Annotated in this window: 12 protein-coding genes; 4 read left to right on the forward strand and 8 right to left on the reverse strand. The window is 62.0% G+C overall.

Translation table 11 applies throughout. From position 1 onward, the window contains the following. Nucleotides 1-6 precede the first annotated feature (6 nt). The 6 genes from VHE12_03645 to VHE12_03670 all read right to left on the reverse strand — a co-directional run bounded on the left by VHE12_03645 (nucleotide 7) and on the right by VHE12_03670 (nucleotide 5,623). Nucleotides 7-1,104, reverse strand: coding sequence for a hypothetical protein (locus VHE12_03645; GenBank protein HVZ79876.1), 1,098 nt, complete (start codon nucleotides 1,102-1,104; stop codon nucleotides 7-9). Then, a complete protein-coding gene (locus tag VHE12_03650) occupies nucleotides 1,101-2,042 on the reverse strand; it encodes a hypothetical protein (protein HVZ79877.1) in 942 nt (313 codons plus the stop codon). The genes VHE12_03645 and VHE12_03650 overlap by 4 nt, the downstream gene beginning before the upstream one ends. Nucleotides 2,043-2,068: 26 nt before the next feature. Continuing rightward, entirely contained in the window at nucleotides 2,069-2,545 is a 477-nt protein-coding gene (locus tag VHE12_03655; GenBank protein ID HVZ79878.1) for a cyclic nucleotide-binding domain-containing protein, read from the reverse strand. Nucleotides 2,546-2,604: 59 nt separating this feature from the next. After that, on the reverse strand, nucleotides 2,605-3,426 hold the full coding sequence (locus VHE12_03660) for an ABC transporter permease (GenBank protein HVZ79879.1): 822 nt from the start codon (nucleotides 3,424-3,426) through the stop codon (nucleotides 2,605-2,607). Then, a complete protein-coding gene (locus VHE12_03665) occupies nucleotides 3,386-4,186 on the reverse strand; it encodes an ATP-binding cassette domain-containing protein (GenBank protein HVZ79880.1) in 801 nt (266 codons plus the stop codon). Before VHE12_03665 ends, VHE12_03660 begins: the two co-directional genes overlap by 41 nt. 75 nt (nucleotides 4,187-4,261) lie before the next feature. Then, complete coding sequence (locus tag VHE12_03670) at nucleotides 4,262-5,623, reverse strand: ATP-binding protein (protein HVZ79881.1); 1,362 nt, start codon at nucleotides 5,621-5,623, stop codon at nucleotides 4,262-4,264. A gap of 83 nt (nucleotides 5,624-5,706) precedes the next feature. Between VHE12_03670 and amrS the strand changes: the two genes are divergently transcribed. From amrS to VHE12_03690, 4 genes are all read left to right on the forward strand, one after another. Beyond that, the gene (amrS, locus tag VHE12_03675) at nucleotides 5,707-6,852 is read left to right on the forward strand and encodes an AmmeMemoRadiSam system radical SAM enzyme (GenBank protein ID HVZ79882.1); all 1,146 of its coding nucleotides are present in this window, start codon (nucleotides 5,707-5,709) and stop codon (nucleotides 6,850-6,852) included. A 110-nt stretch (nucleotides 6,853-6,962) separates the two neighbouring features. Further along, nucleotides 6,963-7,661, forward strand: coding sequence for a rhomboid family intramembrane serine protease (locus VHE12_03680; protein ID HVZ79883.1), 699 nt, complete (start codon nucleotides 6,963-6,965; stop codon nucleotides 7,659-7,661). A gap of 3 nt (nucleotides 7,662-7,664) precedes the next feature. Continuing rightward, nucleotides 7,665-8,309 (forward strand): rhomboid family intramembrane serine protease, encoded by a 645-nt coding sequence (locus VHE12_03685; protein ID HVZ79884.1) that lies wholly within the window; start codon nucleotides 7,665-7,667, stop codon nucleotides 8,307-8,309. A 100-nt stretch (nucleotides 8,310-8,409) separates the two neighbouring features. Continuing rightward, the gene (locus VHE12_03690; protein ID HVZ79885.1) at nucleotides 8,410-9,459 is read left to right on the forward strand and encodes an NAD(P)-dependent alcohol dehydrogenase; all 1,050 of its coding nucleotides are present in this window, start codon (nucleotides 8,410-8,412) and stop codon (nucleotides 9,457-9,459) included. A gap of 65 nt (nucleotides 9,460-9,524) precedes the next feature. On the opposite strand, the gene VHE12_03695 is transcribed toward VHE12_03690, so the two are convergent. Further along, on the reverse strand, nucleotides 9,525-10,949 hold the full coding sequence (locus VHE12_03695) for a hypothetical protein (GenBank protein HVZ79886.1): 1,425 nt from the start codon (nucleotides 10,947-10,949) through the stop codon (nucleotides 9,525-9,527). A gap of 100 nt (nucleotides 10,950-11,049) precedes the next feature. Next, nucleotides 11,050-12,144 carry an aldo/keto reductase gene (locus VHE12_03700; GenBank protein ID HVZ79887.1) on the reverse strand — a complete coding sequence of 365 codons (1,095 nt, stop codon included), beginning with the start codon at nucleotides 12,142-12,144 and terminating at the stop codon, nucleotides 11,050-11,052. Nucleotides 12,145-12,174: the final 30 nt, after the last annotated feature.

Raw genomic sequence — 12,174 nt, forward strand, 5'->3', positions numbered from 1 at the left:
GGGTGTTCAAAGAAGGTAGTCCAGCGAAAACCCGCAACGTCCCGGCCAAGTGTGCAGGGGCCCGTCCCAGTCCCCCAGCGGGACCTGGGCTTGGAGCCCCGCTTCCCAATGGGACGTGAAGGTCCAGGTGACCTTGGGCCGAAAAAGGAATGTCCCCCCATCGAGGAGAACCACGACCGCCGTCGACATCTTCCATTCCGGGGTCAGGGTCCCTTCGGCGGAAATGAATAGATAGCTTCCCTGTGAGTAGCCCGATCCTCCGCCCAGGATCCCACCCGTCCCATCCCGCAAGACCTCGGCCGTGTATTTCACCCCATAACGCGAGGTCGAAACCCCGAGGTTCCAATCCATTGCGTCGCCTCCGTTGGCGAACCGCCAGTCCACACCCTCGAACCGGACCTGGACCGTTGGAAAAGTCCCCATGACCTCCCACCCGAACCCATCCTTGCCCTGGAGCCGGGCGAAACTCGGCGTGACCGTCAGGCCGATCCCTCGCTGGATCAGCCGGACCACCCATTCAGCGTCGCCTCCTTCCAGGAACCGGGCCGCTCCCTCGGCGCTCAGGTCGTCGAACAGGAAACAGGAGGCATCCGCGCCTTCACTGGCGGAAGGCTCGTCCTTCAACCAGGAAAGGGGCGGCACCGGGAAGAAATAGTCGGTGGGGCGGCCGAAGATGGAATGGCCCCAATCGGGCTTGAAGAGGCCCGCCCGTAGTTCCAAAGGTCCGGAGGCCCAATGAAGGGCCGCCTGGTCCATGGCCAGGCGATAGGCGCCGCCATCGGCCCCAACACTTTCCCACTGAAGGTCCACGATGTTCCTGCGGGACGCCTCCGGTTCGGAAAAAGGCATGGGCACCCCGGCCTCCTGGCCGTCGGCTTGTCCTGCCCAGTCGAAGGAAAGGCCCTCGGTGATCTCGGGATGGATCCCCAAGATGAGAAGGGAGCCGAGGTAGGGATGGACGGCCCCCTGCGCCGGTTGGAAGGTTCCCCCTTCGACCCCGACGCGGCCCGAAAGGTCCGGGCCGGGTTCCTCGGCCCATGCGATCAAAGAGGGGCCTACGGCCAACGAAAAAAAAAGGAGCGCCCGGCCAAAGGAAGCGTTCATTGCTTCTTCAGGTATTCGGCCCGGTCAGGGACGGCCTTGGTGAAGCTGGGGTAGCCGCCCTTCTCGGTCTTGTCGCTCCAGGCCAGGACCCCGCCGGTGGCGGTGTTGATCACATAGATCACGTCCTGGGCGGTTTCCGAGTTCCCGCCCGAGAAGTGGACCGAGGCCATGAGCATGCGCTTTTCCATCTTCCGGTAGAGGGAAAGGGCCATGGCCTCGGGCTTGCCCGGGGCGAAGGGAAGGTGGACCGTCCAGAGGACCTTCCGCTTGGGGTCGAAACAAAGGACATCGCCCCGGCCCGCGTCGGCCACATAGGTATTGGCCCAAGGGTCCCGCACCGCGTCCAGGGGCTTTTGGAGCCCGTCCCCTTGGCCCAAGGTCATCACCACCTTGTCCTCCTGGAAATGGAGTTCCTGGACGGTGCCGTCGCCCAAGGTCACCAGGAAGTTCCCGTTATCGGTGCAAAGATGGACCCGCAAGGGGGCGGCGGGCAGCTTGTAGCTCCAACGGACCTTGGTCTCGTGGGCCCGGGCGTCGGCCAGGAAGAGGCGGGGGCCGGATGCGTCCGCGCCCAGGACCAAAGTTGGCTTGTCCTTCTCGTCCCAATCGGCCACCACCGCGCTCACGACGGAGACGCCGGAAAGGGCGCTCCAATCCCAGAGCACCTTGCAGCCCTTCCAGACCTTGCGGACCAGGGAAACCTTCCCCGATCCCCCCGTCACCAGGTAGGTCTCATAGGCCGGTTGGGGCTGGACATCCAGGACCGGACCGTCCAAGGCCCAGTCCCAATCCACCTTTTCCTTACGGACATGGATAAGACCGTCGTGCTTCTTGCCGCAAAGCACCAGGTCGGGCAGGAATTTCCCGGCTGGATCGACGGGGGTCTTGACGGGCTCACCGGCCCCAAGGACGGAAAACGCCAAAAAAACCAGGGCCATCGGAAAAAGGGTACGGGCGCCGGATCTCATGTGCACCAAAAGCGGATGAGTTCGAAGCTGCGGTTGGCCTCCCGGATCCGGGAGCAGAGCGTCATCACGATCACATCCTGGATGCGAAGGGCCGTTCCCGGATGGGCCTTTTGGAGGCCCTCATAGGCAGCTTCCGAAAGGTGGAAGAGGACCGTGTCCGATTCGGCGGTCGCGTCCGCCGACCGGGGCGCCTTGTCCACCAGGGCCATCTCGCCGAAGACCTGACCCGCGGTGAGGACGGTGAGAAGTTGTTCCTGGGGGGTCTTCTTCCCCTCGGGCAGGACCTGGCGCGAGATCTTCACTTTGCCGGAGCGGATCCAAAAGAACCCGTCCCCCGGGTCGTTCTCCCGGAAGACCCGGGACCCGGAGGCGGACCTCACCTCGGTCAGGACCTCCGCGAGGGCCTTCCAGTCCTCATCCCGGAAGCCACGGTAAGGCAGCGCGTCTTTGAAGACGTTCAGGTCAACGGCCATTGGGACCCCTCGTTCGCTGATATCAGGTTAGGATTTTACTTCAGGAAAGGCCGGATGGGTCAGGTCAAGAGATTCGGGTATTCCCGCGTAGCGAGCGCCCAGATGAAGAGGGACGCCCCCAGGAGCACCCCGCCGTCCAGGGCCCATTGGGTGTAGTTCGGGTCCAGGAGAAGCCCCCGCAACCCGTCCACCAAATAGCTCAAGGGGTTGGCCCTGGCGAAAGCCTGGAGCCAGGGCGGCATGATGGCGATGGGATAAAGGGCGCTGGAACCGAAGAAAAGGGGCATGGTCACCAGTTGCCCGATGCCCATCATGCGGTCCCTCGTCCGCACCCAGGCGGCGATGACCATGGAGAAGCCCGAGAAAAAAGCCGAACCCAGGATGACGAAGACCAAGAGGCCAAAGGCCCTATCCCAACCCCAGAGGAGGTGGATGCCCAAGAGGGCCGTCACCAGGATCACCACCGCCAATTGGCTGAGCGATTTGAAGGTGGCCGCCAGCATCTTTCCCAGCACCAGGGCCGAACGTTCGATGGGGGTCGTCAGGATCTTTTGGAGCAGGCCCATGTCCCGCTCCCAGATGATGGAAAGGCCGTTGAAGATGGAGACAAAGGTGATGGCCTGGGCCAGGATGCCGGGCGTGAGGAAGGCCTGGTAATCCCCTCCCGCCTCCGGCACCGCCTTGAGCCGGCTGAAGGCCTGTCCGAAGAGCAGGAGCCAGATCACGGGTTGGACGCTTCGGGACAGCACTTCGACGGGATCCTTCATCATCTTGAGCACTTCCAATTCGATGATGACCCCCACATGGCGGAGATAGGAGCGGATCCCCGAAAGTCTCCTCTTAGCCGAGACGCTGGGCCGTACGGCGGGCGCGTTTGACATCCGCGAGGTCCCCCTGTTCCTGGGCCATCGGGCCCACGAAATGAACGAATAATTTGTCCATATCGGCCTTGGGGAGCCTGGCCCTCTTCCGCAACTGGGCCAGGGTGCCGATGGCGACGACCTTCCCACGGTCCATGATGGCGATGCGGTCACAAAGCTCCTGGGCCTCGTCCATGTAATGGGTCGTCAGGAAGATCGTGGTGCCGTATTCCTCCTGGAGGTTCCGGATATGGTCCCAAAGGGCCTGGCGGGCCACCGGATCCAGGCCCACCGTGGGTTCATCCAGGAAGACCACCGCGGGCCGGTGCAGGATGGCCTGGCCGACCTCCAGGCGCCGGACCATGCCCCCGGAGTAATGGGCGACCGGCCGGTCCGCCGCTTCCGAGAGGTCCATCCATTCCAGGATCCTGGGGACCCGATCCTTGAGGTCGCTGGCGGAAAGACCGTAGAGCTTCCCAAAAAGGGTGAGGTTCTCCCGGCCGGTCAGGGCCCCATCCACCGACAGGGATTGGGGAACGTAACCGATGGACTCGCGGATCCGGGCCGGATCGCGGTCCAGGAAGGATCCGTTGACCGTAGCCTGGCCCGAATCAGGTTTCAAGAGCGTGATGAGCATCTTGATGAGGGTCGACTTCCCCGCCCCATTGGGCCCCAACAAACCGAAACACTCGCCCGGCTCCACCTCGAAGGAAACGCCTTGAACGGCCTTCACTTCCTGGAAGGTCTTCAATAGGTTCTGGACCGAGATCATGGGCGCCATCATTTCCTCAAGGGGGACTGGAATGGACTTAAGACCTCGTTTGGACGATCCCGGAAGCCTGGCCGGGCCCGGGACCTAGACTTTGCCGAGAAGGTCGTTGATGAATTGCCGGGCCGTGCGGCCCGAACGGACGTTGTTCGCCTTCTCCCACTGGATGGCGCGGGCCCGCAGTTCCGCGGCGGGCAGTTTGATCCCCTCCACCCTGGCCCAGTTCTCCACCATCTGGAGGTAGATGTCCTGGTCCGGAGAGTAGAAGGAAATGACCAGGCCGAAACGGTCGGACAGGGAAAGTTTCTCCTCCACCGTGTCCGCCCCATGGATCTCGCCTTCCTGCTGGAGCCCCCCGGCCCGGTCGGCGAAGAACTCCCGGATGAGGTGCCGCCGGTTGGACGTGGCGATGAGGATGACGTTGGAGGGCTTGGCCTCCACCGACCCTTCCAGCAGGGCCTTCAATCCCTTGTAGCCGGTCTCGTTCTCCTCGAACGAAAGGTCATCGACGAAAAGGATGAATTTCTCGCGCCGCCCCCGCAAGAGCGGGAGGATGCGCGGGTATTCGTTCAATTGGTCCGGATGGACCTCGACCAAGCGCAGTCCCTGGTCGCCGTAGCGGTTGAGCAAGGCCTTCACCGTGGAGGATTTGCCCGTGCCCCTTTCCCCGTAGATGAGGGCGTGATTGGCGGATTTCCCCTTCACGAAGGCTTCGATGTTCTCGAGAAGGGGTTGGCGCTGTTCGTCATATCCGACCAGTTCTTCCAGCCGGATGGGGTCCGGAACCGCCACCCCTTGGAGACCGTCCTTCCACCGGAAAGCCCGATAGCGCCCAAAATCCCCAAGGCCATACTGAAGGAAATAGTTCCCGACCTCGGCAGCGACCTCTGGACCCGCGCTTCCCAGGAGCTTTTCCTTGAGGCGGCGCCGGGTCTTGGCCTGGGCGGTTTCGGGAACGGACCCTTTGGGTTCCCGGGCCCCTTCCAGGGATGGGGCCTTGACCTCTCCCAGAGAACTGGAACGTTTGAAGAATTCGGCCTCCCAGTCGGTCTTCAAGACCCGCCGCATGGCGGCCAGGTCTTTCATATAGAAGGAATGAAGGGAAGGGTCCATCCCGGGCAAAGGCCCCTGCTCCGCCCGTCGGTGGAACGGGTTGTCATCCGTCAGCAGGCGTTCCAAGAGATGGTCCTGCAACAGGTTCCCGACCCTCCCTTTTCTTTCCAGCACGCCTGATTCCATCAAACAGCGCCAAAGCTTGCCGTAACGGCGAAGACCTCGTTGGGGTTCGGCATCCTCCTTCGCCAGCCATTTCAGGAGCCGGGCCAAAGCCTCTCCCACCGGGTCCTTCAGGACGCCGTCGAGCAGCAATAAGCCCTTCAAGTCCTCCAACGCGCGGCGCGCGGCCTGGGAAGGTTTGCTTTTCTTTTTTTCTTCGGGGCGTTTGGACATGGGACCTCATTTTACGCCAAGCTCAGGGACCCGGCCTGTTTTTTGGGGCTTTCGGTTCCTAGAATGGACGCGAAAGGTCGTTCATGCCGCCCATCTTATCGCTCGAAGAACAGCTTCACCGCCGCACGGTCGAAGGTTCGTTGGTCCAAACCCTGCCCGATGGCAAGGTCCAATGCCATGCCTGCGCCCACCGTTGCCGTATTCCGGAGGGCAAGAAGGGCATCTGCAAGGTCCGCTTCAACGAAGGCGGGCGCTTAAAGGTCCCCCGGAATTATGTGGGCGCCCTGCAGGTGGACCCCATCGAGAAGAAGCCCTTCTTCCATGCCCTGCCCGGTTCCCGCGCCCTTTCCTTCGGCATGCTGGGCTGTGATTATCACTGCGATTACTGCCAGAACTGGATCACCAGCCAGGCCCTCCGGGACCCGGCCTCCGAGGCAAACGGCGCGGTCCCCCGGGATATGACCGCCCGGGACCTGGTGGAGGCCGCCCTCGACCACGGTTGTCCGGTCATCACTTCCACCTATAACGAACCCCTCATCACGAGCGAATGGGCCGCCGAGGTCTTCCAACTGGCCCGCACCCGGGGCTTGGTCACTTCCTACGTCTCCAACGGCAACGCCACGAAGGAGGTGTTGGAATACCTGCGCCCCTGGCTGGACCTTTATAAGGTGGACCTCAAAAGCTTCCGTGACCCGACCTACCGCCGGTATATCGGGGGCACCCTGAAGCCGGTGCTGGAGACCATCGAGCGCCTGAAGGCCATGGGGTTCTGGCTGGAAGTGGTGACCCTGGTGGTGCCGGGCCTCAACGACAGCGAAAAGGAACTGACCGATATCGCACGGTTCCTGGCCTCCGTCTCCCGGGACATCCCCTGGCACGTCACCGCTTTCCATCCCGACTACCGGATGGAAGGCAAGGACTGGACCGAACCCGCCCGATTGAACCTGAGCTGGGAGATCGGCAAAGCCGCCGGCCTTCATTATGTCTATTCGGGCAACCGACCCGGCGAGGTAGGGACCACGGAGAATACGGACTGCCCTTCCTGCGGGGCCCTCCTCATCGAGCGCCGTGGCTTCCAGGTCATCCGGAACTTGATGGGGCCCCAAGGGACCTGCCCCAAATGCGCCACCGCCATACCGGGGGTCTGGGAGGTGCCTTCCCGCGAGCCCAACACGGTCTTATCCATTTCGGCCACGCCAAAAGCAGAAGAGGCTTTGGCCGCAAATTGAGGTGGATGGGGAACGGAAAAGTTTTCCGCCTTCACCGAACAGCTTTTAATTCCACCTTTGCCTGATTATCATTTGCGTTCATTCGCGCCAATTCGTGGCTAAGGACTCCCTTGTTCGTCACCTTCGTCGAGGATACTCCCGCTTCCAAGAAGATCCCCTGGGCCAACACCCTGATGATCCTCTTGAACGTGGTGGTCGCCTACCGGGCCCTCAGCCAGCCCGATACCCTACAGGTCCTCGGTGATTATGGTTTCATCCCCGTCCGTCACCTGGGGTGGGGCTTCCTCACCGGACCCTTCCTGCACAGCAGTTGGGTCCAACTCGTGACCAACATGACCTTCCTCTTCATGTTCGGCAAGGGCGTGGAGGAACGCATCGGCCGCCGGAACTACCTTTTCGCCTACCTCCTCATCGCCTACTTCAGCGAAGGGGTGCATTGGTACTTCAACCAGGACAGCGTGCTTCCCCTCATCGGCGCTTCCCGGGTCGTGACCGGACTGGGGGTCATGTACCTCTTCATGTATCCCTGGGGCAAGATGAAGTGGGTCTTCTCTTTCTTCGGGGCGCCCCTGTTGGAGATCCCCTCCCGCACGGCCTATGTCATGGGGTTCTGGGCCGTGATCCAATTGGGCCTGGCCTTTTTACCCTGGGGCCGGATGGCGGCCCTGTTCCACACCATGAATAAAATGGGGATCACCCTGGTGACCACCAACCCCACCGCGGGCACGGCCTGGAAATCCCACCTGGGCGCCTTGGCATTGGGGACCGTCCTTCATTTCCTGATGCCGCAGAAGAAGTCGAAGGGCTAGGCCTTGTTCTTCGTCCTTCCCGTCCAAGAGGGCAATCCCCCGAAGAAGTTCCCCTTCGTGAACCTGGGGCTCATCGCCCTGAACTTTTATGTCTTCTTCCGGACCTTCTTCCGCCCGGACTTCGACCGACTGGTGGATCTCCATGGCTTCGTGCCGCTCCATCCCCACCTGCGGGACGTCCTCACTTCCATGTTCCTGCACGCGGGCTTCGCCCACCTCCTGGGCAATATGTACTTCCTTTACGTGTTCGGGGACATGGTCGAGGCCAAGATCGGGCGGGCGAACTACCTCTTGGCCTACCTGCTCAGCGGCCTGGGGGCCTGCTACCTCCAATTCGCCGTGGATCCACGCTCGCCGATCCCGCTGGTGGGGGCCTCCGGCGCCATCTCGGGCATCTGCGCCCTCTATATGATCTACTTCCCCTGGCAGAGGATGCGGCTCCAGTTCTTCTTCCTCATCTTTCCCCTGTTCTCGCTCCCTGCCCGGGCTTTCCTGGTGGTGGGTTTCTGGATCCTCGAGCAATACCTGATGGCCGTTTCTTCCACGCCCCAGATGGGCGGTGTGGCCTTCTGGGCCCACGTGGGGGGCTTCCTCACCGGGATCGCGCTTTTGTTCTTCGTGACCCCATCCAAGAAGAGGACCGCGTAGGACCGAAGGATAAAAAAAGCGCTTCCTTGCGTTCCCCTTCCCCTTGCGTTCCACCAAGCCCTTCCCTAGCCTAGGCGCTCATTCCATTCCAGGAGGACCCATGCCGAGCGCAAAATCCTACGCCGCCCACAAAGCCAAGGAGCCCTTGAAGCCCTTCGATCTCCAACGCCGGGAACCCGGGCCCCACGATGTGCTCATCGACATCCTCTTCAGCGGCGTCTGCCACTCGGACCTGCACCAGGTGCGGGACGAATGGGGCTTTGGCGCCTATCCCATGGTGCCGGGCCACGAGATCGTGGGAAAAGTGGAGGCGGTGGGCGCCCAAGTGACCCGCCACAAGGTCGGGGACGCGGTGGGCGTGGGGGTCTTCGTGGACACCTGCCGCACCTGCGCCTCCTGCAAGGAAGGTTTGGAGCAATACTGCGAGGGCACCATCATCTGGACCTACGGTGGCGTGGAAAAGGAGACCGGCAAGCCGACCTACGGCGGCTATTCCACCCAGGTGACGGTGGATGAGAACTATGTGCTGCGCATCCCGGTCGGCATTCCCCTTCCCCAAGCGGCGCCCCTGCTCTGCGCGGGTATCACCACCTATTCTCCCCTGAAGCATTGGGGCGCCGGCCCGGGCAAGAAGGTGGGCGTCTTGGGGCTTGGCGGTTTGGGCCACATGGGGGTGAAGCTCGCGGCGGCCCTGGGGGCCGAGGTGACGGTGCTGAGCTCCGGCTCCAAGAAAAAGGAGGACGCGGCAAGGATGGGCGCCAAGCATTTCGCCGACATGTCCGACCCCAGATCCTTCGCCAACCTGGCGGGCCATTTCGACCTCATCGTGGACACGGTCTCGGCGGACCACGACCTGACGAAATACGCCGAGCTCCTCAAGCGGGACGGCACATTGGCATTGGTGGGTCTTCCGGCCAAGGCCCCGGCCGTCACGCCCTTCGCCCTCACGGCCAAGCGCCGCTCCATCGCGGGTTCCCAGGTTGGAAGCGTGAAGGAGACCCAGGAGATGCTGGACCTTTGCGGGAAGAAGGGCATCGGGGCGGACGTGGAGGTCATTCCCATGCAGAAGATCAACGAGGCCTTCGAACGGATGCTGAGGAACGACGTTCGTTATCGCTTCGTCATCGACATGGCGTCGCTCAAAGGCTGAGACTTTTCGGGCAATAAAAAAGGCCGCTTCCTGTAAGGGAACGCGGCCTTTTGTCTTTTAGGCCGTTATTGGCAACCCAACGACCAGAGATCGGCGATATCGGTGGTCGAGTTGGGTGGTGGGGTATTGATGGGTGTGGGCAAGGGGCCTCCGGGGCTCATGAAGGGATCCGGAAAAACGACCCCATTGCGCCAGTACCGGGTCGAGGTCGAGCCAACGGCTTTTTCCAGCGTGGTCGTCCCATCGCCCACCACGGCCAACCAATAGGTCCCTGCGGCCAGATCGATCGATGGGACGGTGAAACCATAGGCCGAACCCGATGGCGTGAAGGTTTGGAAGGATGAGTTCCATATCAAAGCACCTGGATAACCCCCTCCATCGGCATAGATCCCGACCGCCATATAAGCCGACCCACCCACACTAGCGGTCACGAAATCGATGTTATTCACTTGGGTAGCCTGGGTGAGCGTGTATTTCTGACAGGAGGTTCCATAAAGGATCGTGACCGGGCTCGCGGTCCCGTTCCAATCGCCCCAAGTGACCGGGGCGGTGCAGGTGACGAAGGGCGTCGGCGTGATGGTCGCGGAAACCGTGGGGGAAAACGTCATGCTCGGGGTGGGGGTCCAGGTATGGGTCGTCGTGACGGTCACGGGCACCGTCGCGGTGCCAGTCACAGAAACGGACACCGATGGGGTATAGGTCGCCGTCCAGGTCACGGGCTGGGTCGGAGTGAGAGTGAAGGTGTAGGTCACTCCGGAAGTCCCCGTCGGACTCGGGGTCCCAGTAGTCGTGGTCGTGACGGTCACGGGTGGCGTCAAGGTGCTGGTCACGGAAACGGACGCTGTTGGGGTATAGGTATCGGTCCAGGTCGCCGGGACGGTTCCCGTCGGGCTGGGGGTCCAGGTGGCCGTCATGCTAATCGGAATGGTCGAGGTGATCGTCGGGGTGAGGGTGGTCCCCTGGCTAGGGGTCGGGGTCGGCGTATCCGTGTTGCAGCTCACAAAGGCCACCACTTGGTTGGAATAGGTGACGAATGAATTTTGGGTCTGGAGGGACGCGGTATTCGTGATGGCCCCGGAAGAACAGGAGACCGCCCCCGACCAGGTGATGGCCCCGGAAAGGCCGGTCACCGGGCCTGGGTATCCCCAGATCAGGACATTTCCGTTCTGCGTGAATTGGGGAGGATTACCTGGCCCTGGATAAACTTGAAGGAACTGGACCCCGGTCGGGACCGTATCCCATAGAGCCAAGTTGGGTGCCACGGCCGTTGAGGGCTCGGAATAGGACAGAACGTAGAAGATGGTCTGTCCGGACGAGAGATTGGAGGCGGATTGGAATTTCGTCAGGGTGAATCCGGAAGGCACCAGGGTGCCGGTCGGGGTGGGCGAGACCGTCACGGGAATGGGATCGGTGGGATTGAACGTGGGGCTGCAGGCCCCCGCCCAGACCCCCACCGAGAGGATGGACATCCAATAGATCCAACACTTCATAAAACACCTCTTCGCCTCTCTTTTCCTTCATCTTCTAGACGAGAGAGCGACCTTTTATTCCCGGGAAAAAAGGGCCCTCAGAAGCCTAAAGGAGCCCATTTTAACTGAAAAAAGAGGCGACCTTGTCCGTGGCGGGCGGCTGAAACCCGACTTTCAGGTTTTCCTGCACGTGGGCCTTTCGCTTCATGCCCACCAGGGCACAGGTGACCCCCGGCGTGGAACGGACGAACTGGATGGCCCTTTGGGCGTCGGTTGAGAGCCCCGGGAAGGCCTCGGCCACGGAAGGCGGGAGGTTCCGGGACAGGCGGGATTGGAGGATGGAGGCGCTGGTGAAGACCGCGATCCCGTTCGCCTTGGCGGCCTCCAGGAAAGGGACCGTCTGGGAGCCCAGCACTTGGTTCTCCAAGCCATAGGCCTCGGCCATGCCCAGGTTGTAAGGGAGCTGGACCGCCTTGAAATGGTGGGTGGAACCGCCCGCCTTCTCGGCCGCTTTCAGTACCTCGTTCAAGGACAGGAACCCCGGGCTCCCGGGCGCCACCCGGTAACCGTTCCAGGTGGCGGTCCCGTAGGCCGCGATCATCCCTTCTTTCACCAGGGCCTCCAACTCCCGAAAAGCCGCCTCCAGGCGGAAATAGAACCCCTTCAGTTCGACCTCCTCGAACTGGGTCTCCGGATTATGGATATAGAAAAGGTCCAGGGTGTCGACCCCGAGGTTCTTGAGCGACCGTTCCACTTGGTCCCGCAGGTAGCGGGGCGTCATGCAGTGGCAATCGGCCACTACGTCCTCTTCCCCGCAAATGCCCGGTCCGATGTAGGTCTTTTGGAAATAACCGGCCGGATCGGAGGGCGTTTGGCCGTCGAAGGGAATGAAGCCCCCCTTGGTGCAGACCACCACCTCTTCCCGGGCCAGCTTCCCTTCGGCCACGAGTTCCCGAAGGGCTTGGCCGATGTTCCGTTCGCTGCGCATGCAGCGGTAATTGATGGCCGAATCCAGGAGGTTGATGCCGGAGATCAGGGCTGTCTTGATGGCCTCGACGTAAAGCTTGTCGTCGGCCTCGTTGGGATTGCCCAGGTAGGTTCCCAGACCCAGGGACGAAATGGACAGGCCATTGAAGGGCCGGTAGAAACCTGCTTTTTGAAGGTCGGAGAACTTATGGGTATAGCGGGCGGTTGCGTCAGGGGTCGCGAATGGCATCAGGGCTCCTTGGGATCGGAGCCTCATCAT

This window comes from bacterium (genome assembly GCA_035549195.1).
Lineage (GTDB): Bacteria > Oederibacteriota > Muellerivitia > Muellerivitales > Muellerivitaceae > DASZRK01.

Excerpts from the sequence above, each read along its gene's own strand:
- amrS (HVZ79882.1), top strand. The coding sequence starts at position 5,707 with ATGCCGCCCATCTTATCGCTCGAAGAACAGCTTCACCGCCGCACGGTC.
- VHE12_03695 (HVZ79886.1), bottom strand. The coding sequence starts at position 10,949 with ATGAAGTGTTGGATCTATTGGATGTCCATCCTCTCGGTGGGGGTCTGG.
- VHE12_03655 (HVZ79878.1), bottom strand. The coding sequence starts at position 2,545 with ATGGCCGTTGACCTGAACGTCTTCAAAGACGCGCTGCCTTACCGTGGC.
- VHE12_03650 (HVZ79877.1), bottom strand. The coding sequence starts at position 2,042 with ATGGCCCTGGTTTTTTTGGCGTTTTCCGTCCTTGGGGCCGGTGAGCCC.
- VHE12_03670 (HVZ79881.1), bottom strand. The coding sequence starts at position 5,623 with ATGTCCAAACGCCCCGAAGAAAAAAAGAAAAGCAAACCTTCCCAGGCC.
- VHE12_03660 (HVZ79879.1), bottom strand. The coding sequence starts at position 3,426 with ATGTCAAACGCGCCCGCCGTACGGCCCAGCGTCTCGGCTAAGAGGAGA.
- VHE12_03645 (HVZ79876.1), bottom strand. The coding sequence starts at position 1,104 with ATGAACGCTTCCTTTGGCCGGGCGCTCCTTTTTTTTTCGTTGGCCGTA.
- VHE12_03665 (HVZ79880.1), bottom strand. The coding sequence starts at position 4,186 with ATGGCGCCCATGATCTCGGTCCAGAACCTATTGAAGACCTTCCAGGAA.
- VHE12_03690 (HVZ79885.1), top strand. The coding sequence starts at position 8,410 with ATGCCGAGCGCAAAATCCTACGCCGCCCACAAAGCCAAGGAGCCCTTG.
- VHE12_03700 (HVZ79887.1), bottom strand. The coding sequence starts at position 12,144 with ATGCCATTCGCGACCCCTGACGCAACCGCCCGCTATACCCATAAGTTC.